At 41.1% G+C, this 22,501-nt stretch carries 19 protein-coding genes and 1 tRNA gene; 10 read left to right on the top strand and 10 right to left on the bottom strand.

Annotation, left to right across the window (positions count from 1 at the left end):
- Positions 1–216: 216 nt before the first annotated feature.
- Positions 217–1,056, bottom strand: a complete 840-nt coding sequence (locus tag RRG12_RS01045; protein WP_420758031.1) for a nuclear transport factor 2 family protein — start codon at positions 1,054–1,056, stop codon at positions 217–219.
- An 84-nt stretch (positions 1,057–1,140) separates the two neighbouring features.
- Between RRG12_RS01045 and murG the strand changes: the two genes are divergently transcribed.
- Entirely contained in the window at positions 1,141–2,214 is a 1,074-nt protein-coding gene (gene murG / locus RRG12_RS01040) for an undecaprenyldiphospho-muramoylpentapeptide beta-N-acetylglucosaminyltransferase (protein ID WP_069073017.1), read from the top strand.
- A 52-nt stretch (positions 2,215–2,266) separates the two neighbouring features.
- Complete coding sequence (locus RRG12_RS01035; RefSeq protein WP_420758030.1) at positions 2,267–3,574, top strand: hypothetical protein; 1,308 nt, start codon at positions 2,267–2,269, stop codon at positions 3,572–3,574.
- A 51-nt stretch (positions 3,575–3,625) separates the two neighbouring features.
- On the opposite strand, the gene RRG12_RS01030 is transcribed toward RRG12_RS01035, so the two are convergent.
- Positions 3,626–3,988, bottom strand: a complete 363-nt coding sequence (locus tag RRG12_RS01030) for a VOC family protein (RefSeq protein WP_420758029.1) — start codon at positions 3,986–3,988, stop codon at positions 3,626–3,628.
- A gap of 251 nt (positions 3,989–4,239) precedes the next feature.
- Here RRG12_RS01030 and psbA point away from each other — a divergent pair, with 251 nt between their 5' ends.
- The 3 genes from psbA to RRG12_RS01015 all read left to right on the top strand — a co-directional run bounded on the left by psbA (position 4,240) and on the right by RRG12_RS01015 (position 7,030).
- Positions 4,240–5,322: a photosystem II q(b) protein gene (psbA, locus tag RRG12_RS01025; RefSeq protein WP_069068940.1), complete on the top strand. Its 1,083-nt coding sequence runs from the start codon at positions 4,240–4,242 to the stop codon at positions 5,320–5,322.
- Between the two features lie 262 nt (positions 5,323–5,584).
- Positions 5,585–6,094, top strand: a complete 510-nt coding sequence (locus RRG12_RS01020) for a hypothetical protein (protein WP_420758028.1) — start codon at positions 5,585–5,587, stop codon at positions 6,092–6,094.
- A gap of 48 nt (positions 6,095–6,142) precedes the next feature.
- Positions 6,143–7,030, top strand: a complete 888-nt coding sequence (locus RRG12_RS01015; protein WP_069073013.1) for a hypothetical protein — start codon at positions 6,143–6,145, stop codon at positions 7,028–7,030.
- A gap of 86 nt (positions 7,031–7,116) precedes the next feature.
- Here RRG12_RS01015 and RRG12_RS01010 read toward each other — a convergent pair whose 3' ends face one another.
- The 5 genes from RRG12_RS01010 to RRG12_RS00990 all read right to left on the bottom strand — a co-directional run bounded on the left by RRG12_RS01010 (position 7,117) and on the right by RRG12_RS00990 (position 11,016).
- Positions 7,117–7,839 carry a hypothetical protein gene (locus RRG12_RS01010; protein WP_420758027.1) on the bottom strand — a complete coding sequence of 241 codons (723 nt, stop codon included), beginning with the start codon at positions 7,837–7,839 and terminating at the stop codon, positions 7,117–7,119.
- Positions 7,840–8,127: 288 nt separating this feature from the next.
- Entirely contained in the window at positions 8,128–8,322 is a 195-nt protein-coding gene (gene rpsU, locus RRG12_RS01005; RefSeq protein WP_069073011.1) for a 30S ribosomal protein S21, read from the bottom strand.
- Between the two features lie 134 nt (positions 8,323–8,456).
- Complete coding sequence (locus RRG12_RS01000) at positions 8,457–8,768, bottom strand: RNA recognition motif domain-containing protein (RefSeq protein WP_069073010.1); 312 nt, start codon at positions 8,766–8,768, stop codon at positions 8,457–8,459.
- 394 nt (positions 8,769–9,162) lie between these two features.
- Positions 9,163–10,023 carry a 3'(2'),5'-bisphosphate nucleotidase CysQ family protein gene (locus RRG12_RS00995; protein ID WP_420758026.1) on the bottom strand — a complete coding sequence of 287 codons (861 nt, stop codon included), beginning with the start codon at positions 10,021–10,023 and terminating at the stop codon, positions 9,163–9,165.
- A gap of 96 nt (positions 10,024–10,119) precedes the next feature.
- Positions 10,120–11,016: a sugar kinase gene (locus tag RRG12_RS00990; protein WP_420758025.1), complete on the bottom strand. Its 897-nt coding sequence runs from the start codon at positions 11,014–11,016 to the stop codon at positions 10,120–10,122.
- A 141-nt stretch (positions 11,017–11,157) separates the two neighbouring features.
- On the opposite strand from RRG12_RS00990, the gene rsmI reads away from it, so the two are divergent.
- From rsmI to RRG12_RS00965, 5 genes are all read left to right on the top strand, one after another.
- Positions 11,158–12,018: a 16S rRNA (cytidine(1402)-2'-O)-methyltransferase gene (gene rsmI, locus RRG12_RS00985; RefSeq protein ID WP_420758024.1), complete on the top strand. Its 861-nt coding sequence runs from the start codon at positions 11,158–11,160 to the stop codon at positions 12,016–12,018.
- A 247-nt stretch (positions 12,019–12,265) separates the two neighbouring features.
- Complete coding sequence (locus RRG12_RS00980) at positions 12,266–13,753, top strand: ArnT family glycosyltransferase (protein ID WP_420758023.1); 1,488 nt, start codon at positions 12,266–12,268, stop codon at positions 13,751–13,753.
- 478 nt (positions 13,754–14,231) lie between these two features.
- Positions 14,232–14,510 carry a GlsB/YeaQ/YmgE family stress response membrane protein gene (locus RRG12_RS00975; protein ID WP_069073005.1) on the top strand — a complete coding sequence of 93 codons (279 nt, stop codon included), beginning with the start codon at positions 14,232–14,234 and terminating at the stop codon, positions 14,508–14,510.
- 54 nt (positions 14,511–14,564) lie between these two features.
- Complete coding sequence (locus tag RRG12_RS00970; protein ID WP_420758022.1) at positions 14,565–15,476, top strand: hypothetical protein; 912 nt, start codon at positions 14,565–14,567, stop codon at positions 15,474–15,476.
- Positions 15,477–16,110: 634 nt separating this feature from the next.
- Positions 16,111–19,755: a response regulator gene (locus RRG12_RS00965; RefSeq protein WP_420758021.1), complete on the top strand. Its 3,645-nt coding sequence runs from the start codon at positions 16,111–16,113 to the stop codon at positions 19,753–19,755.
- 86 nt (positions 19,756–19,841) lie between these two features.
- Here the strand turns inward: RRG12_RS00965 and RRG12_RS00960 are convergent, their stop codons facing one another.
- The 3 genes from RRG12_RS00960 to RRG12_RS00950 form a co-directional block, all read right to left on the bottom strand.
- Complete coding sequence (locus RRG12_RS00960; RefSeq protein ID WP_420758020.1) at positions 19,842–21,257, bottom strand: lysophospholipid acyltransferase family protein; 1,416 nt, start codon at positions 21,255–21,257, stop codon at positions 19,842–19,844.
- A 113-nt stretch (positions 21,258–21,370) separates the two neighbouring features.
- Positions 21,371–21,832, bottom strand: coding sequence for a DUF2127 domain-containing protein (locus tag RRG12_RS00955; RefSeq protein ID WP_069073001.1), 462 nt, complete (start codon positions 21,830–21,832; stop codon positions 21,371–21,373).
- A 539-nt stretch (positions 21,833–22,371) separates the two neighbouring features.
- Positions 22,372–22,444, bottom strand: a tRNA-Ala gene (locus RRG12_RS00950).
- Positions 22,445–22,501 lie beyond the last annotated feature (57 nt).

Below are 22,501 nucleotides of genomic sequence, written 5' to 3'. Positions count from 1 at the left end.
CCTATTATTTAACAAGTTATAAAAGTTATGTTTTATAACCACTCTTCTAATATCCATAACTTTAACTGTTAGTACAATGGCAGAATCAACGATATGAACATCAAGATTTTATAAAGAGAAATGCTATGGCGGTTCTCAATTACATAGAATACATACCTAAAATCAAGATTTTTAGTACGCTAGGGGTAGCGTAGCGCACTAACTTCCAACTCCTAACTACTTCTTCACCACTTGCAGCCGTTGAGTTACCATCGTCATCCCATTACCTCGTAGAATGACGGCAGAAACCCATTGGCTACCAGGGGTAGATGGTGCTTGTCCAACTTTAAACAGTCCACCAGATGTTAGTAGTTGCAAATCCACAGATGTCGGGTTGAGAAATTTATCTGGTTTGATGGGTTCCTCTAGCGCTGTTCCTAGTAGAAAATCATCACCAAGTGGCTCTTGGACGATCGCATCAAAACTATACTTCTGACCAACTTGTACCTGTTGTGGTAATTTGATATCAATTTGGGGTGGCTTACTGCCAGAGGTAAGTAGGGTGCGTTCCGACAAAATGTCTTGGCGGACGATTTTGCCGCCTTGAATGCGCTGACGCGATGTAATCGTGGCATTGAGAGCCAACTTATTACCGTTACCGGATGGTAAACCAGTTATCTTCGTTTCTGTTTCAGCAATAATTCCATTGCCTTCAGGTTTTGAAGAGAGCAGTTTCGTACTGTATTGCAATTTGGGATATCGTTGCCAAAGTGAAGTCAAAGATTTTTCCAGGGTTTGGAGGTTTAACCCATCCCCATGAGTGAAATTGGGGCTGTAGAATTGCAACACCCCTTTGACATCGCCCCGGTTGGCAGCTGCATCAACTTGTGTCAACAGATTGTTCAAATTGGTTGGTGCATTTTGGGGTGTAGTGGCTTGGGATAATTGCTGCGGTGTCGTAGCTTGAGTGCGTTGCCAACCACTTGTTAAACCAAGGGTTAGCAGGAACGTAACCAGCCAGATATTTGCTGTAAATTTGAGTTGGCGTCTCACTAAGGTGCTAATAATGTTAGTCATTGGTAAGAATTTACTGATTTGATTAGAGAAGGTAAGGAAATTGTTTTATCTTAGTTAAGCTAGACGCTAAACGGTAGAGGTTTGATGGCAAACGCACCGATACGATTATTAATAGCTGCCAGTGGGACTGGTGGACATTTGTTTCCAGCGATCGCACTGGCACAAAAACTGCCAGATTATCAAATAGAATGGCTGGGAGTACCCAATCGGCTCGAAACTCAACTTGTTCCTCAAGAGTATCCCTTGAATACTATTGCAGTTGAAGGGTTTCAGCAAGGGTTTGGACTCTCCTCGATTCGGATTTTGGGTAAACTCGCCCTTTCGATTCTAGAAGTTAGACGAATTCTCAAACAGGGGAATTTTCAAGGGGTATTTACCACGGGGGGTTACATTGCCGGGCCAGCAGTGATTGCGGCACGTTCTCTCGGTTTACCTGTGGTTTTCCACGAATCTAACGCCTTACCAGGTAAAGTAACTCGCTTTTTTGGCCCTTGGTGTAGTGCGGTAGCCTTGGGATTTGAAGTAGCTGCTAAGTATTTGCCCCGTGCTAAAAATGTCTGCGTTGGCACACCAGTAAGAGGGCAATTTCTTGATGGGGCAATTGATGCACCACTGGATTTAGCTATTCCTGATGGTGTTCCTTTAATTGTCGTCTTTGGTGGTAGCCAGGGTGCAGTTGCGGTCAATAAGTTGGTGCGTGAATCTGCAAAAGCTTGGTTTGATGCTGGTGCTTACATAGTACATTTAACTGGCGATCGCGACGAGGAAGCAGATACTCTCAAACATCCGCAGTACATAGCCTTACCTTTTTACAACAATATGGCGGCGTTGTTGCAACGAGCAACTCTTGCTATTAGTCGTTCTGGCGCGGGTAGCTTGACAGAATTGGCGGTGTGTGGGACACCCGCGATTTTGATTCCTTACCCCTTTGCCGCAGAAGACCATCAATCTTACAATGCAGACGTATTTACAAAAGCTGGGGCGGCGTTAACACTGAAGCAATCGGAGTTGACGACTGAAGTATTGCAAAGTAATGTGTTGAATTTGTTGCAATCACCGGATGAGCTAGCAAAAATGGGGGAAAACGCCAAAGCGATCGCAGTTCCCGATAGTGCCGAAAAATTGGCGCAATTAGTGCGTGAGGTGATAGAAACTTAAAAGATTCAAAATTTAAGATAGTAAAAGACAATAGGAATTTATTCTCCAGGTTATGAAAATTTTATTTAACCAAAAATTCCGCCTCACAGTAGGTTGTGTGGCCTTATTACTTGCAAGTTTAGCCAGTAGCTATCTATATAGTCAGTCAAAAACTAAACAGCTAGCCCAACAAGATCAGTCTTTGACTGAGCAAGAAAATTTTGCCCCACTTCAATCACAAATTTCCCTCACCTCAAATCAATTTGTTGATCAACAAACATCTGATGAAACCATAGGCCAGGAAAATGCTTTTTCATCTCAGCAGGATTTGTTAGCAGCATCTACAGCTTATCCAGTTGTCGATGAATTCAAAAAATATAAATTTAGTATTAATGGCAGCCAGGTTGTTACTCCAGTCAAACTGCCAAGTAGTAAGGTGAACTTCAATCAAGGAGATTTATTAACCGTTCTCGTTAATACTAGAAAATATTTTCAAGATCATGGTTCAAAAGACCCAGATATTCTGCGTACAGGAATACTTGCTACTCAAGGAGTTACTGTAGCAGATGTTCTCAAAACTTTGGACTTCATGATTGTTGTTTTAAAGGAAGATATTGCTAATAATCGAGCGACTCGGTTACAAGACCCGAAGTTTATTAATAACAATTTTAGAGTTATCAAGTGGACTGCCCATAACCCAAAAAACAAAAAACAAAAGCAATTACGAATTACCAAATATGCTGTATTTACTCACACTGGTTCTCGCAAAAAAAACTCTACTTACAATACACCAATTTATAGCCTAAAAGAAAACTCAATTACTGATAAGTTCTATACTAGATATACAAAACAGGATGTTTTATCTGGGATTTACGAACCAGGTGGTAGAGAATTTGGTAAAGTTCAAAGTCTCGCTTATCTAACCAGAACTGGCTTAGAAGAGGCACTGATGCAAGGAACAGTTCTGATTAACTTTACAGATGGTTATAAGGCATTTTTTAATGTAGATAGAAATAATGGAATGTCTTATATCCGCGGATTGAAAGCAACAGCACAAAAGCGTTATTGGTATTTTAGAGAGGTTGATGCCATTAAAGGCTATGGATACAAAATAGATGCAAAAATCTCCATTAAACCAGGAGTAACCTTTGCTGGAGATGTGCTGAATATTGGTTTAGGTAAAGTGATTATTATTGAACATACTAAAGGTGGTCGCAAACATCTGCAAATGGGAGTTATGGCTGATACAGGTGGAGCCTTTTTACCCAATCTTTATCAACTCGATTTTTTGGCAGGTATTTTTAAGAGTCAAAAAGAATTTAGCCAGAATATCAGCCAATTGCCTGAGTATGCTACAGCATATTTTTTAGTAAAAAAGTAATGCATTAAAAATTCGTAATACTCGTTTGTGGCAAGTATTACGAATTAGTAATTATTTGGTCAATAATTCTAAGTTATGACCATTGGGATCATAAAAATAGAATCCACGACCTTCCTTCCTGTGGTTAATTTGTCCTTTATTCTGATGCATCGGGTCGCTACTGTATTCAATACCCGCCTCTTTAATGCGTGTAAAAATTGCATCAAATTCCTCATCGCTGACATGGAACGCATAATGATGCGACTCGAATCTTTCAGCGTCAGCGAAGTCTAGCGTCAGCACATCATTAATATGTACAGCAGCAAAGTGACCAACGGGAACCTCGACCTCTAAGCCAAAAATTTTTGCAAAGAACCTTGCTGATGCTTCTTTCTCATGTGCGGGCACTATGGTGTGATTTAGAGTAATTGTCATGCACACCTCCCCTCCTTATTTTGGTAGTAATCAACATCAACTCTTTATTCAGAGTTAATAACAATAATGTTCCTTTCTATTTTATCTTTTGGGCGCTAACACCAGAGAGTTAAATAAGCAAAACTAATAACTCACATCAGGTTTACTGAAGTAATAAAACTTGATTACAAATTGTAAAGCAGTGTAAAGTAGTTCCACAGGCAAAGACGAAACCGCCTGATTCATAAATAACTAACCGCACTTATAAAACAATGACAACAACCTTACAACGTCGCGAAAGCGCCAACGTATGGGATCGATTCTGCGAATGGATCACCAGCACCAACAACCGGATCTACATCGGTTGGTTCGGCGTAGTAATGATTCCAACCTTGCTAGCCGCAACCGCTTGCTTCGTAATCGCCTTCATCGCTGCTCCTCCCGTTGACATCGATGGTATCCGTGAACCAGTAGCAGGTTCCTTAATCTACGGAAACAACATCATCTCCGGTGCAGTAGTACCTTCCTCCAACGCTATCGGCTTGCACTTCTACCCAATCTGGGAAGCAGCTTCCTTAGATGAGTGGTTGTACAACGGCGGTCCTTACCAACTAGTAGTTTTCCACTTCCTGATTGGCGTATTCTGCTACATGGGTCGTGAATGGGAACTATCCTACCGCTTAGGAATGCGTCCTTGGATTGCGATCGCATACAGTGCTCCAGTTGCAGCAGCAACCGCAGTCTTCTTGGTATACCCAATCGGACAAGGTTCATTCTCTGATGGTATGCCCTTGGGTATTTCTGGAACATTCAACTTCATGATCGTGTTCCAAGCAGAACACAACATCTTGATGCACCCCTTCCACCAACTAGGTGTAGCTGGTGTATTCGGCGGAAGTTTATTCTCTGCAATGCACGGTTCTTTGGTTACATCTTCCTTGGTTCGTGAAACAACCGAAACCGAATCACAAAACTACGGTTACAAATTCGGTCAAGAAGAAGAAACATACAACATCGTTGCAGCCCACGGTTACTTCGGTCGTCTAATCTTCCAATACGCTTCTTTCAACAACAGCCGTTCACTGCACTTCTTCTTAGCAGCATGGCCTGTAATCGGCATCTGGTTCACCGCCTTGGGTGTAAGCACAATGGCGTTCAACTTGAACGGTTTCAACTTCAACCAATCAATCATTGACTCTGAAGGTCGTGTGATTGCAACTTGGGCAGATGTAATCAACCGCGCTAACTTGGGTATGGAAGTAATGCACGAGCGTAACGCTCACAACTTCCCTCTAGATTTGGCTGCTGGCGATTCTGCTCCTGTAGCTCTTACCGCTCCTGCTATCAACGGTTAATCATAATCTGAGATACTCTCTTCATCCTTATCTATAAGTAAAAGACGCTCTCCCGAAAGGGGGGCGTTTTTTTATTGGGTTAGTTGATACGTTGAACATGCCACTGAAAAATTTTTTTGAAGTGCAAAAATATTGATAATCAAAATTAGACCGCTATAGTTGAAAATTGAGGGAATAATTATCAAAAAGTAAATTTTACGGGTAAAAATTACTCACAGCGCCGATAATTGCCTCAAAGCTCAAGTATAAGGAGAAGTCGAGAATGATTTTACATCGTGGGCGGAGGGTAGTAGCTGCTTTGTTGCTGTCAGTCATGTTACTGACAACAGCCTGTGCGCCAGCAACACCTGGACGTTTTGACCAAGCGCAAAAAGAAAGCACTCAACAAAAAAGAGGTCAATCGGTAGCTAAAACCGCAACTCAGGGTAGCGAATTTAATAAATTTTTCCCAAATGCGGGTGATGGCTACCAGCGCGTCTATACCCAAGAGAAAAAAGGCTTTGCGGAAGCGAAGTTGAAAAAAGGCGGTAAAGATATAGCGGTGCTGTCTATTTCTGATACTACCAGCACACCTAGTGCAGCAGCAAAGTTCTCGAATAGTACCAAAAAAATTGGCGGTTATCCCGCAGTAGAAGTTGGTAAGACGCAAACTGCAATTTTAGTAGGAAAGTACCAAGTAAAAGCACTTTCCCGCGATCCGTCATTTACAGCTAGCGATCGCGCAGATTGGCTAGAGAAGTTTAATCTTAATGGTCTGGCTAAACTGAAATGATTTGCACTACGAACATTCAGATAACAAAACCTAAATAAGGAGATTTTTATGGGCAAATCGATTGTTGAGTTGGTTGATCAATTGCCAACTGGCGGCTTGACTGTTTCTATGTTAAAATCACTCGATTTTGTTGCTCCTGGTCAGTGGCAAAATACTGTTGGCTTTGTCAACACCATTAAGACTGTCACTGGTGAAGACGACGAAGATTTAATTCAGCAAATTGGCGAAAGAGCAATTTATCTATTCAACGACAAATCCCAAGGATACCAAACAGCTTTGTGGCTTTATCAAACCGTTGATGCTACAGATAGAGCGCTTGGTGCAGCAGCTTTAGCTAACAAAGTTGGCGAGAAAATTCCTTTATTAGGTTTTTTAAACTCTGTCACTCCCAAACCTGATAAAGCCCAAACCATCGATCTGACATTGAAATTAGTAGCTGAGTTAGTAGCCTTCTGCCAAATTAACGGCATTCCTGGAGATAGCATTGGGGATTTTGTCGCCTCTTTAGGTGAGTATAGTGGTGAGTCACTCATCCGCATGGTGGCATTAGTTTGTGTTGATGGTTTGATCCCTTTGGGCCCAGACTTCATCAGCAAAGCAATATCTGGGATTAATCAAACAAATCCACAGGAGTTAGAACAAAACTCGACTTTCCAAAACATCAAAGACGTAATTCCAGGAAACAATGCCGGTAGTAAGCTTAACTTTATCGGTGAGAGCTTTGACTCAGTTAAAGGTTGGATGAGTGGGTTAGTTAGCGCTAATAATTTAACGCCACAAAAGGTAGTTAGCAATTTGCAAAGTTTTGTCGATATTGCTGATGACAAGTTAGACTACCTCGCGGCGTTCCTGGATGTATCAACAAATTATTATGAACACACTGGTACGCAAACTTTGGCACATCGCTTGATTGAACGAGCGGTAGCTGAGATTTAGGTTGATGGGTGATTGAAGAAGGTTACAGGTTACAGGGGACAGATTATTCCCTATTACCTGTAACCTGTAACCTCCTAACCCAAGGCCTATTGGGGTAAACGCAGATCAGATGCGATCGCATATAAGTAAGGTTGAAAAATAGCCAAGTTTTCCAGTTTTTCAAATTTACCTGTTTGCGTACCTGTGTCAAATGCAGTGGTAATTACGTAAAGTTTACTGCCATCAAAGGCAACATGACCGATGTGTTGCTCTTTTACTCCACCTTGTTCCTTGAGTCCAGCGAACCCATAGCGGATTCCCTGAAGCTTACCAATGGGTACTGGTTGCGGTGGGTAGGCTGAGAAAGTAATCTCTTTGCCATATTCACCCTGACGATCTTTCGCAAACGCAGTATAGTGATCTACAACCCAAGTCTTAAGTACTGGTAATACCTGGGTTTGGTATTTGGTACTTTGGTAGTCCACTTGGGAAGCAGTTGGAATACCCGCTGCTACGAGTTCATTTCGGAAATCCTCATTATTTGCTAGTGGGTAAATGTTAATCTCAACTGTACCCAAACGTTTCCCTTTAGAGGAGACACACAACAGGGGTGCATTTCCCTCACAAGCAGAAACTTGCCAGTTAGTTGGAGCAGTAGTATTTCCCAGGATTTTCTGCCAGATATTTCCCTCATTCTGATTAGGAAGTTTTGTAACGGCAGAGGATTTTATGACTTTAGGTGGAGAAAATTGGGGGAGAACAAATTTGGCTCCCAGCGGTATTGACACCAACAAAATAGAACCTAGTAATAAATGATAAAGTCGTAACATTTTTTTTAAATCCAGAGCCAACTATCGCAGACGCACCATATCTACAATACTTTATCGGTATGGAGTAACATAGATATATTTATATTGCTACAAGTTCCACAAATGGAACAGAGGGTATGTTTAATTATGCCTAGTAGCGCTGAAAATTAATACAGCGCTACTACGAACAGTGTTATTTATTGATTGATGTTGATGTATGCCTAATTACTTGTGACTTGGCAAAGATATGGCAACAATGAAGAGATGCTGGCTAGATGTGAAATCGAAGGGCAAATTTGCTTGGACTTTTTAATTGAAGCGAGAACGTTGTTGACGACGTTGCTTGTGCCTAGCAATTGCTTTACGCTTCTCTTTTTCTATCGGCGTCTCGAAGTGACGCTTTTTTCTCATATCTTGGAAAATTCCTGCTTTAGAAACTTCCCGCTTAAATCTTCTCAAGGCTGATTCAATACCTTCATTCTCCCCTAAAACTACTTGTGTCATTCTCATTCCTCCTTAATATGGATGAATAGTGGATGAATAGTTCAAGACTAGATACCAAATAAAATATTCCAGCAGAGTGGAGCCTTTGGCTTTATCTGCTGGAGACTCTAAATGTGAAACTTTAACGAATCGACTTAGTAGCGATCATTGTTGCGGCGGGCATTACCGCCACCCCAGCTACCACGAGGAGAACTGCTTCTTTCCTCACGAGGTTTAGCTTTGTTCACTTTCAAGTCACGCCCCATCCATTCCGCACCATCAAGTGCATCAATGGCAGCTTGTTCTTGTGTGTCTGATTCCATTTCCACAAAAGCGAACCCACGCGGCCGGCCTGTTTCCCGATCTGTGGGTAGTTGAACACGATTTACTGTTCCGTATTCTGCAAAGGCCTGCTTTAGATCCTCTTCTGTAACCTGATAGGACAGGTTCCCGACGTAAATTGACATAGAAATCTCCGAATTCAGGGAGTGTAGAGAGTTAAATTCGGAGAGACGGTTTTTAGAAATCAAAACTAGTTACTCAACCGAAAATAATCTTTATGTCCATGAGTGTAACACAGCCTTTAGCCTTTGAATATCGTCTTATAGTGAATTTTATTCACAAATCAAACCTTTAGGGGAGGTTTGCAGACTTCTCCATTGACTGGCTTTTGTTGCTTGTACTATAAAAGTTACACTTTTAACAGGAAATCGGAATTAACTAGCGATCGCCCAGATATTTAGTGTTTTGAAAATTAAGCTGTGGACTAAAAGGTAAAGATTATTATCGGCAGTGGGGCAATTATACCATAACTAACTGCTTTAAAAGCAAATTCAAAAATATTCATCCTCAAGTGCGCGATTAGCTATGGTCAAACTGCGCTAAGATTCCTTCTGCTTTCTTACACAGTAATTCGTGATATTCACCGTTACTAGCGAACAAACCTCCCCATTGATTGATATCACCAGTGTTATACTGCAACGGAGCGCCGTCAAAGTGGGTAAATTTACCACCTGCTTCGGTTAATATAAGTTCTGGGGCTGCCATATCCCAATCTTTGGGCGCAGACTTGCCGGAAAGAGAAATGTAGATATCTGCCTGTTGCTCGACAATGGTGGCGATTTTGCAGCCTACACTACCCACAGATTTATGATTTTGACAGGGTAGGTGTTGTAGTAAGTGATCTAAGCGTTGGTTACGGTGAGAGCGACTCACGACTAAAGTTAAGTCCTCAACTCTTTTACCTGATGACACTTGCAAAGGAACAGATTTACCACGGGTTTCTACAAATGTCCCCCCGCCTTTGGTAGCGTAATACAATTTTTCCGCCTCTGGTACTGCCACTACTGCCAACACTGGGCGCATTTCCTTGACTAAAGCAATGTGAACCGCATAGTCTCCAGTTTTTTCGATAAAGTCTCGTGTGCCATCCAAAGGATCAATTATCCATACCCAAGGGGCGGAAGGCTGTGCGCCCGTAGTTGGCGATTGATAGGTTTCTTCACTGATGTAAGCAAAATCTTCATTACCCAAAGTTGCTTGTAGCTTCTGCAAAATGTATTGACTCACAGCTACATCGGCAACGGTAACAGGCTCATTCTGTTTATATTGAACTTCTAAATTAGGGTCTTTTGCAGTGCCGTGGTAATACGATCGCAGTATATCTGCTGCGCCCCAACCAACCTCACGAGCGATCGCTAATATTTCTTGTAAGTCTTTCATTAAATTTGGCCTATCTAAAAATATGTATAACGTGATTAAGGGCGCACAGCGATACTTAGTTTAACTAATTACGAATTACGAATTACGAATTACGAATTATCTTAAGTTCATCCAGCGCCGTGTGCCAAAAAATTTACATGAATCAGCAGCAATATTAGCTGCCAGTGCCAGCGCATCAATAAAACTTTCCCTTAAAATGTAATGACAGAAAGCACCGTGAAAAATATCTCCAGCCCCTAATGTATCAACTGCTTGAATCTGCGGCACATCTACGATACCAGTTTTAGTGCAACTCAAGTATTCAATTGGTTTTTGTCCGTGGGTAATGGCAATGTGAGGAATGTCAAATCCACTAAGATAGCTAAAAACGTCTTCTCCAGTCTGGCAGTTCGGGGGATAAAAATTTGCTGAACAGATAGCGTAATCTACAAATGGCAGAATTTGCTCAAATCCAGGCTTCCAACTACCACCATCAATTACTACTGGGATATTCTTAACTTTAGCCATTTGGGCTATAGGATAACTAATCGCCATCTGATGTCCATCAATGAGGACGATATCGACATTTTGCAAAATATCTGGCGGGATAGATGCGGTGCTGGCTTGAGTTTTGACAGCATTGATGGAAACCACCGCTCGTTCACCTGTGGTTTGGGTGACAATGATTGAGGAAACAGGCGGTGCTAAATCAGTGGTAGGCTCAAGGTCTGCGATCGCAACTTTGTAATTTGCCAAGTCACCTCGAATTAGCTGCGTCATTGCGTGAGAACCCACTATCCCCAAGACTGTGGCCTGATTATTACCTAAATAATTGAAGGTTACAGCCGCGTTTGTTGCTGGGCCCCCTGCCGCTACAGTATAGTCAATAGCGACAATTTTCTGATTATTCTGAGGAGGGGAGTCAGCAAGGTAGATTAAATCTAAGGTTATTAAACCTACAAATAACCCACGATCCGATTTTTGATTTTGAATTTTGGATTTTAGATTATCCATTTCTCATCTATATTTCGTAATTATTTTCAACTCTTGTACAGACGCGATTCATCGCGTCTCTCCTGCAAAGACGCGATGAATCGCGTCTCTACAAACTCCTATCCGATGAATCGCGTCTCTACAAAATCCTAATTTTCCCTCATGCAAACTGATCCAAAACCAGGAACACTTTATGTTGTCGGTACACCAATTGGCAACCTGGAAGATATAACCTTTCGGGCGGTACGAATTTTGCAAACTGTGGATATCATTGCTGCGGAAGACACCCGTCACACGGGAAAACTGCTACAGCATTTTCAAGTTAAAACTCCCCAGGTGAGTTACCACGAACATAATCGTACCAGCCGCATCCCAGAATTATTAGAGCATTTAGTTAACAATAAAGCGATCGCTCTGGTGAGTGATGCTGGAATGCCAGGTATTTCCGATCCTGGATATGAACTGGTGAAAGCCTGTATTGAGGCGGGAATTCCAGTAGTTCCCATTCCTGGCGCTAGTGCAGCAATTACCGCTTTGAGTGCAGCTGGATTACCAACGGATCGGTTTGTTTTTGAAGGCTTTCTCCCAGCTAAAACTCAACAGCGACAAGAACATTTAGAATCTCTGCAAACAGAATCTCGGACATTGATTTTCTATGAATCGCCCCATCGATTGCGAGATACTTTGCGAGACTTAGCAGAAGTTTGGGGAAGCGATCGCCAAATTGTGCTAGGGCGGGAGTTAACAAAATTGTATGAGGAATTTTGGCGAGGGACAATTGCCGATGCGATCGCTCATTACAGCCAACGAGAACCCCAAGGTGAATATACATTAGTTGTGGCAGGAATTCCAGCTAGTCAGCCCCAATTGACAGAAGAGGAACTGAAAGCCGAATTGAGACAGTTAATTAGTCAGGGAATATCGCGATCGCAAGCTAGTCGTCAATTAGCAAAATTTACCTCCCTTCCTCGTCGCCAACTCTATCAACTAGCTCTTTCTTTAGTCCTGACTCCTGAATCTTAAATATCTAATACCGCTTTTTAAAACTTCAAAATCAAAAACTAAATTTCAGGTATGTAAATAATTAAATATTTTTCTGATTACTTATTTTAATAAAATAAAAATAGCGGTTCTCGTTTGTATGCAATACATCTTGATCTCTCTCCAAACCTCTATCCTAAAAGAAGAGAGGCTTTGAATCTTACTCCCCAACGCTAGAAGGGAAGGGGCTGGGGTTAGGCGTAGTTTTTTCCAAAATACAACTGGTTATATGCAAAATAATCTGATTACAAACAGCTTCCAAAAATCGCCAATCTTTTTTTTGTTAACTCTAGCTATAGCTATCAGAATTTATAATATCAATTCGCCCATTATCGGTATTCATTCCTGGCGTCAGTCAGATACAGCAGCAATGGCCAGAAATTTTTATGAAAATGGTTTTAATTTATTTTATCCTCAAATTGATTGGGGAGGTAATTCTCCTGGCTATTGTGAAACCGAGTTTCCAATTTATTCGTTTATCGTTGCTCTTATTTACAAAGTTTTTGGAGTCTCAGAATTTTGGGGTAGACTATTATCAATTATTTGTTTTTTGATAGCATCCTACTTCTTATATCAATTTGTTAGCAAGATTCTAGATAAGAAAGTTGCATTTTGGTCTTGCTTATTTTTTATAATTCTACCTTTAAATACTTATTACAGTAGAACTTTTCAGCCAGAGTCTATGCTGCTGATGTGTTCAATTATCGGCATATACTATTTTAATAATGGGCTTGAATCAGAAAAATGGCGAGATTTAATCCTATCAGGTAGCTTTGTAGCCTTGGCATGTCTAATCAAAGTTTTACCAATAATATATTTAGGAATTCCACTTTTTTACTTAGCGTGGACTAAATTTGGTATCAAAGTTTTTTCTCAACTATCTCTGTGGATTTATAGCATATTGATCCTAGCATCTGTAGTTTTATGGTATTACCACGCTCATCAACTATTCTTGGAATATGGTAATACTTTTGGCTTTTGGTCAGGCTCAACAAATAGATATAACTATAATATTGTACTCACCTTACATTTCTGGACAGAAATATTATTTAGAACTGCTGTCAGGCATTTTGCTATTTTTGGCTTACCCATATTTTTACTAGGATTGTTCATTACTAGAAAAAGTTCAAAAGAATATGTATTAGATATTTGGTTAGTTTCAGTAATTTTAACTTGGATTTTAGTACCAGTTACTAGCTTAGTACATGAATATTACCAACTCCAATTTATGCTTCCAGGAGTGATATTTATGGGTAAAGCTTGTAGTCAATACTTCGATAACAATGCTCAAAAATTGAATCAGAGAAAAATTATAGTAGTCTTATTATGTCTAACTTTAGCTGCTGGTTCTGTCATTTACAGTATTGATTATATGTTCAAAGAAAGAATAGATAAATCTGCTGTTTTTCAACTGGCACAGCAAGTAAAACAAAATACTGCACCTGATTCGCTAATAATTGCTACTACAGGGAGTGATCCAACATTACTCTATTTATCACATCGGAAAGGATGGCTGGTTAGCCACAATGATGTAACTGAAAACACTATTTTATCTAGAGTTAATTTGGGGGCTAAGTATTTAGTAGGAAGCTTTAATTTTGTCGAAAGTTATAATTTATTTGTAGATGATAATCAAAAGCAAAAAGTTAATAGCTTTCTCCAGAAATATCCTAATACTCTCAAAGATCCTATGAACTTTATCGCTAAATTACCATAAATTAGACAGCTTTTAAGAAGAATACAAAATACAAAATTGATAACAAGAAAATGGGGATAACCTCTGCGGTAAGCAAGCGATAGACATTTGTATAGCCAATGCAGCAATTGGATTGCTAGTAGCTTCCGAATTCTCTATGGCTTCCGTAACGCAACACCAGTCTGCTCAAGTTGGGAAACCCACCTACGCGGCTGGCTCCCCTACATATACTTAGATTTTTTCAGAAATCAAATCGGATTGCTAAAAAACTTAGTACATATTTAGTTGGCGTTATTTCTTATACAAGTAATATGAGGAATCCAATCGAGTTCCTAATCGTTCCTAATATTGATCCCTGAATACGGCATAATGAATATTCAAATGATATCTAAAGATTTTTGATATTAGTTCTCTAGATAGATCAGGAATTTTGCAGGCAAACTTTAAGATGAAATAGTCAAAAGTAAACAAAGTAGGTTCTCACGAAGGAGAAATTCACATGACTAATATTATTGCTTGGCTGGTTTTAGGTTTAATTGCAGGTGCATTAGCTAAGTTATTTTATCCAGGAACTCAAGGTGGTGGTATTCTCTCCACAATTATATTAGGAATTCTTGGAGCCGTAGTTGGGGGTTATTTGGGTCAAGCTTTGCTAGGTAGTAGTTCAGCCGCCGCTGCATCTGTGGGAGCATTATCTCTAGGAAGCATCTTATTTGCTGTTCTTGGTGCTATGCTACTGATTTTCCTTTGGGGTTTGCTGAGTCGTCGAGCTGTATAATTAGCTCAAATTAACAGTTTTGGGAATCACTTCTAGCTGCAATAAACCGATAAAATGACATTAGAAAAAGAGCGAAGAACTATAGGAGTTTTCGCTAGATGTTCGGATGCACAATTGGTACTTCAGGAACTAAAAGCTTCTAATTTTCCAATGCAAAAAGTTTCTGTAATTGCACGGAATGCAGAAGAAGAAAGTGATATTGCTGGTGTTGATGTTAAAAAGCACACTGGCAATACATCTGAAGAAAATGCTGCTGGAGCCTTTACTAGTAGTACTTTAGGCGGTCTTGATGGTTTAGTATCCGGTCTAGCTCTCAGGGCAATTCCTGGTATAGGCTCAGTTATGCTAGCCGGAGCAGATGCAACTGCGATCGCTACTACTTTAACAGGTGGTCTGCCTAGTATATTGCTAAGTTTAGGGATTTCTGAAAATCAAGCACAGGGTTACAGCGATCTTGTCTGTAAAGGTTACTATTTGGTGATAGTAACCGGCATAGATATAGAAATTCGTATTGCTAAGAGAATTTTTAATCGCTGTGATACTCAACAGTGGAGCGTTTCTGAGCCATACTCGACCCCAAATAGTCGCTATAAATACGCAGTTGGTGTTTTTAATACGCGCCAACATGCAGAAAGAGCGCTGACTGAACTAAGAACCGCTGGCTTTCCCATGAGTCAAGTATCAATAGTTGCTCAAAATACAAGCTGTCTAAGTGATATTCTTGAGGAAAACATTAGCAGTTCCCAAGATAACTATACTAATTTAGGAATTCCTGATGATCTAGCCGGATATTATGAACATCAGGTGACTCTTGGCCACTACTTAGTAGTCATCAAAGGCACTGATATTTACATAGCAGGTGCGAGAGCTATTTTAGAGAGTAACAATATCCAACATTTGAGTATCTATAGCCAATCTGAACTTGATGTGTCTAGGAGCGATCGCCAGGTTATTACGAACTTATAGCTAAACGTCAAGTTAATATCAAGATTACAATGGCATTGATGTAATACAAGTAGTCAGACACAATTAAATTCATTGGTGGAGATAGGGAACAGGTTACAAGAAAAAACTTGCGTAATTAATTCTGTCTGATTATTTATAACAGCAAAAGCCACTATATTTAGTGTTTCTAGAAATTGCGTTTTTTCGATAAACTTAATTTTTACTATCCAGCCTTTTTATTAAGTACAAAATTTGTTTAACCTTGAATAAGAATTTATAAATCAGAATTCAGGAGCGGAGCCGGAGACGTTTCTGTTAGCTCCGGTCAGAATTAAGACGTTCTCTACGAGACGCTAGCGCGAACGCGGACTCGCTAAAGCTGCGCTATCCGCCACTCGTACAAAATTCATTCTGAATTCTGACTCCTGACTCCTGACTCCTAAATTCTGTTTCGATCACAATAAAATATTAAATATGTGTTGATTTTTTGATAAAAATGTCATGTCAACATAAAACCTAAGCGACAAGATGGTAGTCTTCGAGTAAAATAATATCTGTTTCAAATAGTAAAATAGTAGCTTCATAACCAATCCTACCCATTTCTGGTTCTGAACCTATTTCCATTTCTATAAGATTTGAATACCTGCCTGGAATAATGTTGAACCGTTTGAAGATTGGAACCAAAATTGGAATAAGTTTTGCCCTGAGTTTGGCCACTCTGACCACTATTGGTCTAATCTCCTACCATAGCACCAATGAGTTAATTGAAACTTCACGCAAAGAAAACCATACCTACGAAGTTTTGAGTCAGCTTGAAGACCTCAACTTACAACTTACAACTGCTGAGACTGGGCAACGCGGTTACATTATTACTGGAGAAAAGCGCTATTTAGAACCTTATAACGCTGCTCTTGAATCACTAAATCAAAAAATTAAGGAACTTCAAAATTTAACAGCAGATAACCCCAACCAACAAAATCGGCTTGATATGTTGCAGCCATTGCTAACGCAGAGAATGGCTGTAATGAAAGATGTCATTGAAATACGGCAAAGCCAGGGTTTAGAAGCTACCCAAAAAGCTGTTTTGACAGACGAGGGTAAGCGGCTAATGGATCAAATCCAAAAAGTTATTCAGGCGATGAAAACTGAGGAGAGCGCACTGCTGAAACAGCGCTCTGAGAAGGCACAAGCAGCTGCCCAGCAAACGCTCGGCAGTATTGTCTATAGTATTCCCTTATTTTCCGTAATCTTAGCTTTAATTGGATTTTCCCTGACCAGACATATCTCAGTACCGCTGAAACGAGTTTCTGATTTAGCAGAAAAAATGGCGGATGGGGATTTATCGGTAAGTTTACCAGATAGCGATCGCCAGGATGAAATTGGTGTGTTGACGCGCACCTTCAACCAGATGATTATTAATCTGCAAAACACAACTAAAAAAAATGATGAGCAAAACTGGCTAAAGTCTAATTTGGCTGAATTTACCCAAATGCTCCAAGGAAAGCGAAATCTGGAAAGTGTATCTAGCCTAATCTTGTCGCATTTAGCACCACTGGTTGGAGCATCCCAGGGCGTTTTTTATGTTATGGACTCCGTAAACGACCAGCCAATGCTGAAGTTATTGAGTAGTTATGCTTATAAAGCCCGCAAAAACTTGGCAAATCAGTTTCGCTTGGGCGAAGGACTAGTAGGACAATCCGCTCTCGAAAAACAAAGAATCCTCCTCACAGAAGTTCCTAGTGACTATATCCGCATCAGTTCTGGCTTGGGAGAAGCACCGCCACTAAATATTATTGTGTTGCCCATACTATTTGAAATGCAAGTAAATGCCGTAATTGAACTTGCCTCTTTTGGGCCTTTTAATGAGTTGCACCTAAAATTTCTAGAGCAATTGAGTGAAATTCTTGGTGTATTTTTAAATAATATTGCTTCCCAAGTGCAAACCCAACAACTACTTGAAGAATCTGTTGCTTTAACAGAAGAACTGCAAAGCCAGCAAGAAGAACTACAGCAGAGCAATCAACGCTTAGAAGAACAGGCGCACGAGTTACAAGAATCACAATTTCTTGTGAAGCAGTCTAACGAAGAATTGCAACAACTAAATGAGGAATTAGAAGAAAAAGCAGAATTGTTAGAAGTGCAAAATCGGGAAGTTGCCCGCAAGAACCAAGAAGTTGAACGGGCGAGACAGTCTTTGGAAGAAAAAGCGGAACAATTGGCGTTGTCTTCCAAATATAAATCAGAATTTCTCGCGAATATGTCCCACGAACTGCGGACACCGTTAAATAGCCTGTTAATTTTAGCAAGGCTGCTAGCAGATAACTCTCTTAACAACTTGACCGACAAACAGGTAGAGTACAGCCGGACTATTTACTCGGCTGGAAACGATTTGCTGGAGTTAATTAATGACATTCTAGATTTGGCAAAAATTGAGTCGGGTACTATGTTGCTCGATATTGAGCAAATTGCTTTAGTAGATTTGCAGACATCTCTAGAGCAGACTTTCCGGCAACTTGCTCACAATAAAGAACTCAGTTTTACTATTGAATTAGATGAGAATTTACCACCAACAATTTATAACGACTCCAAACGCCTGCAACAAGTGCTGAAAAATCTTCTAGCTAACGCCTTTAAGTTTACAGAACAGGGAGGCGTGAAGTTACAAATTAGCATGGCAGATGAGGCAGCCCAAGTTGATAATTCTATGATTGCTTTTGCAGTTAGCGACACGGGTATAGGCATTCCAGCCGAAAAGCAGAAGATTATTTTCGAGGCATTTCAGCAAGCAGATGGCACTACCAGCCGCAAGTACGGAGGAACTGGCTTGGGCTTATCCATCAGCCGCGAATTGGCTCAACTGTTGGGTGGAAGAATTGAACTAATCAGCCAACCAGAACAGGGAAGCACCTTCACCCTCTATTTGCCCAGGCGACAGGAAAAGAATGCTAAAAATCCTCTCACTACACCACCCCCTGAGCCAACTACCTCTATTAGTGCAGCATCGACCATAAAAGAAGTACCAATGGTCGAAAAAAGATCCACAAATGTGGATACTTCAGCATCCGCGAAAGTACTTACCACTTTCCCCAGCGAAATTCCAGATGACCGGGAAATTATTCAACCAGGCGATCGCGTTTTGCTAATTATTGAGGATGATGATAAATTCGCCCGCATCTTACTAGATATGTCACGTGAGCAGGGTTTTAAAACCATTGTTGCTTTACACAGCAAACAAGGTCTAGCACTAGCAGAACAGTTTAAACCCAATGCGATTATGCTAGATATCCACATGCCAGAGATGGATGGTTGGACGGTGTTGGATCGTCTGAAGCATAAACCAGATACCAGACATATACCAGTACACATACTTTCTGTTGATGAAAGACAGCAACGGGGATTACATCTAGGGGCGATTACCTATCTACAAAAACCTGTTTCTCCAGAAGCGCTAACTCAAGTATTGACTGAGATTAAAGGCTTTATTGAACGTCAGGTGAAAAATCTCCTCATCGTAGAAGATGACCCCGTACAAGCTCAAAGTATTATCGAACTGATCGGTAATGGCGATGTTCAAAGTACAGCAGTGGGTACGGGAGCAGAAGCCCTCTTGATTTTGCGATCGCATCACTTTGATTGTATGGTGTTGGATCTGGGTCTGCCCGATATGAGTGGGTTTACACTCATTGAGCAGATAAAACTTGAACCCAAGCTTTTGAAACTGCCGATTATCGTTTACACCGGCAAAGAACTCAGCCGCCAAGAAGAAACCCAACTGCGGGGGCTAGCAGAGACAATTATCATTAAAAATGTGCGATCGCCAGAGCGGTTGTTAGACGAAACTGCCCTATTCTTACATCGCGTACAAGCAAATTTGCCGCCACCAAAGCGTCAAATGCTAGAGCAATTACATCAAACTGACCCGGTGCTGGCTAATCGGAAAATTTTGATTGTAGATGATGACCTCCGAAATATTTTTGCTCTCACCAGCTTTTTAGAAAGTTATCAAATGCAAGTGCTATTTGCCGAAAATGGCAGAGATGGCATAGAGAAGCTGCAAACTAATCCTGAGATTAATATAGTTTTGATGGATATCATGATGCCGGAAATGGATGGTTACGAAACCACCCGCGCCATCCGCCAGCAACAACAGTTTCGTTCCTTACCAATAATTGCTTTAACTGCCAAAGCTATGCCAGGTGACAAGGAAAAGTGCATCCAAGCTGGAGCCTCTGACTACATTACCAAACCTGTAGATACTGAACAACTGCTTTCACTACTCCGGGTTTGGCTGTATCGGTGAGGAAGCAGGTAATAGAGTTCGGTTAAAGGGGAAAGGGGAAAGGGGAAAGGGGAAAGGTTTTAAATACATCCTTTACCCCTTAACCCTTAACCTTTTCCCACAATCATCTTCTCCAAAGCAACCTGTAAATCTTTTGTCAAATCGCTCACAGCTTGTCTAGACGCGAGGCGATCGCCCTGACAATTGCGAAAGCGTTCCGTAACTAAAATTGGCTCCCCCACGGTGATTTGTGCCTGTCGCAAACCTAACCGAGGTCGTCCCGGAAGCGTTGTATCTTGAATTCGGGAAAGCATATCGAATATAAGCAAAGCTGTTTCCGCAAACCGTTCCGTCGTCGGTTGTTCCTGAATATAGGTAGCTGTGACTGCAACAAAACTTTCCACTATTCGCATGTGCCGCATTCGCAAGTCTGCTTCCTCTGCAATCCAGTCTGCTAAACCGCGTTTAAAGGGTGCTAAAGCATTGATATCTGGCAAATCTTCCCGATAAATGTAATTCCAGCCAGCTTCTTCCAAGCGGCGACAGCGGTCAATAAAATTACCCTGCGCCTGAACTCCAAAATATTCCTCGGTAACTTGTAATGCCTTATCTAGCAAGCGATGCAGTCGGGCAATTAATACCTGATTAGGAGTAGCAGATTCATCAATTGAGATGGTTTTTGGGATGTCTTGATGATAGAAACGACGATAAAACTCTTCCATCTCGGTAATCAGATATTCAGCTAACCTACAGAGGCGCTGATAGTAAATCTCTTCACGATTGCCCGAATCAATTTCCTTTACTGGTAAGCCACTATCAGCTTCCAACTTACTCAACAACCAATCCAGTTTAGACCAGGGTGGCTCGGCGTAACGATATTGAATAGCGATCGGCAAAATGATCACAGTCTCAGTCCGATTAGCTTTTTGCAAGTCTTCTACACACCAGAACCCCATTTGAGCAACACCTGGTTCCAGTGGACTAACAATACCACTATGACCATTAGTACCGCCTTCCGGTGCCACTGCGATCGGTAGTTCGCCATTAGCAAACAACTCTCGTGCAGTTTGGATAGCTTGCCGATCTAGTCGCCTACCGCGATGAACCGGCACACCTCCCAGCCGAGAGAACAACCAACCTAGCCACTTTCCAGCCCAAACCGTCATACCCCGATCATAGAGAAAATAGCTGTGAACCAGTGATTGTAGTGTAATACCTTCCTGACGAGCGACTTGTGGCACAATGCGAGAAAGCAAATACAGCATACAGAGGGGATCTTCCACCTCTGGGTGACGAAATGCCAACAAAAAACGAATTTTTCCAGCCTGGAATTGTTGATAAAGTTCAGCTAATACCTCAACATTCGTGGCTTCAATCTTGACAATTCCAGCTGGTAGCCAAGGGCGAGTGCGAAACCGTAGTGCGATCGGCAATAACCACCGAACAATCTGGAGTACCAGCGGGTTCAATCGTTGGGGAATAAATTTCAGTGGTGGTTGAGTAGAGTGAATCGATCTAGGCAAGTCGCTCTCCAGATTGTATTTTTAGCGATTGTACAACGTGGGGTCTTAGTTTTGCGTAAACCTGGAGCTTCTTAAAAGAGTGGGCGTGTTTCTCTTGGACTAATGAGTAATAACTAATGACTCCGCGCAGTGGTTTGATTTTTAGGAAAATTTCGGAATAAATAGCCAAACACAGCTAAGTTCAACACAAAAATAAACATTTTTATAGGAGAGATACCCTGAATTAATTCATAAATTTCTGGTGGAATACTGATACCGACAAGTCCCAATACCAAGACATGGGCCCAACGTTTTTCGTACCATAAACCAATGGCTTCAATAGTGGTAACAATAGCATATATTCCTGTTCCAATACCGCTAAATGCCAAGGTTCGAGGATTTAAGTTAATAACTTTCTTTAAAAGCCAATCAATAATCATCGACTTACCTTCTAAAACATAATTTTCTGAAAAAGCCTCTAGAGTTTGATAATTTTTTAATGTCAATAATAAAGCAATCGAAGTAATCATAAGCAGCAAAGCGGCAAATGATTTGTAGAGAACAATTGCTACTAATCCCAATGGACGCTTTTTCAAACAACCCCCTAAGTATAGATAAATCAAAATTTGATTAACTAGTTATGGATGATGCTAACTAAGACGCTTATTGTAGCAGTACTTAATCGCCCTATCTTTCCACTTTTCCCAAGAAGTCAACTAGGGAAACTTCAACAATTGAAGAAGAATTCAGAAGTCAGAATGGGCTAAACGCCCCGCTACCGCTAACAGGAGTCAGAATAAAGACGCGACGCTCGTTCGCCCTTGGCGTCTCCCCTTGGGAGAAGACTCGCTAACGCGGACTCGCTAACGCTGCGAAGCACCGCCAGTCATACAGAAAACATTGCTGTTAGCGGATAGCTAAGGTTTAGCCCATTCTGACGACTGACTCCTGAATTCTGTTCGATAAATTACTACTAACTACTTGTGGGATGGGCGGAAAAGCCCGCGGAGTTCACAGGAGAGGTGAGACGCCCATCCTACAATAAATATTGGAATATTTTATTACTTGGAAGGCGCTTGTATATGCGTAGGTGTAGCCCAACCCAGGCATCACACATTTCAATAAACATCTTCAATGGAGGTTAGCGGACTCGAACCGCTGACATCCTGCTTGCAAAGCAGGCGCTCTACCAACTGAGCTAAACCCCCGTAAAATTAAAATAGTAGGTAACTTTGATTGCCGTTGTTATTGTAACTTATATTGTT

It is taken from the genome of Nostoc sp. CALU 546 (assembly GCF_048836525.1).
This window is presented reverse-complemented; position numbering and strand designations above follow the sequence as displayed.

Excerpts from the sequence above, each read along its gene's own strand:
- RRG12_RS00975 (WP_069073005.1), top strand. The coding sequence starts at position 14,232 with ATGACTAATATTATTGCTTGGCTGGTTTTAGGTTTAATTGCAGGTGCA.
- rsmI (WP_420758024.1), top strand. The coding sequence starts at position 11,158 with ATGCAAACTGATCCAAAACCAGGAACACTTTATGTTGTCGGTACACCA.
- rpsU (WP_069073011.1), bottom strand. The coding sequence starts at position 8,322 with ATGACACAAGTAGTTTTAGGGGAGAATGAAGGTATTGAATCAGCCTTG.
- RRG12_RS01045 (WP_420758031.1), bottom strand. The coding sequence starts at position 1,056 with ATGACTAACATTATTAGCACCTTAGTGAGACGCCAACTCAAATTTACA.
- RRG12_RS01035 (WP_420758030.1), top strand. The coding sequence starts at position 2,267 with ATGAAAATTTTATTTAACCAAAAATTCCGCCTCACAGTAGGTTGTGTG.
- RRG12_RS01020 (WP_420758028.1), top strand. The coding sequence starts at position 5,585 with ATGATTTTACATCGTGGGCGGAGGGTAGTAGCTGCTTTGTTGCTGTCA.
- murG (WP_069073017.1), top strand. The coding sequence starts at position 1,141 with ATGGCAAACGCACCGATACGATTATTAATAGCTGCCAGTGGGACTGGT.
- RRG12_RS00965 (WP_420758021.1), top strand. The coding sequence starts at position 16,111 with ATGTTGAACCGTTTGAAGATTGGAACCAAAATTGGAATAAGTTTTGCC.
- RRG12_RS00980 (WP_420758023.1), top strand. The coding sequence starts at position 12,266 with ATGCAAAATAATCTGATTACAAACAGCTTCCAAAAATCGCCAATCTTT.
- psbA (WP_069068940.1), top strand. The coding sequence starts at position 4,240 with ATGACAACAACCTTACAACGTCGCGAAAGCGCCAACGTATGGGATCGA.
- RRG12_RS01000 (WP_069073010.1), bottom strand. The coding sequence starts at position 8,768 with ATGTCAATTTACGTCGGGAACCTGTCCTATCAGGTTACAGAAGAGGAT.
- RRG12_RS00995 (WP_420758026.1), bottom strand. The coding sequence starts at position 10,023 with ATGAAAGACTTACAAGAAATATTAGCGATCGCTCGTGAGGTTGGTTGG.
- RRG12_RS01015 (WP_069073013.1), top strand. The coding sequence starts at position 6,143 with ATGGGCAAATCGATTGTTGAGTTGGTTGATCAATTGCCAACTGGCGGC.
- RRG12_RS01010 (WP_420758027.1), bottom strand. The coding sequence starts at position 7,839 with ATGTTACGACTTTATCATTTATTACTAGGTTCTATTTTGTTGGTGTCA.
- RRG12_RS01030 (WP_420758029.1), bottom strand. The coding sequence starts at position 3,988 with ATGACAATTACTCTAAATCACACCATAGTGCCCGCACATGAGAAAGAA.
- RRG12_RS00990 (WP_420758025.1), bottom strand. The coding sequence starts at position 11,016 with ATGGATAATCTAAAATCCAAAATTCAAAATCAAAAATCGGATCGTGGG.
- RRG12_RS00970 (WP_420758022.1), top strand. The coding sequence starts at position 14,565 with ATGACATTAGAAAAAGAGCGAAGAACTATAGGAGTTTTCGCTAGATGT.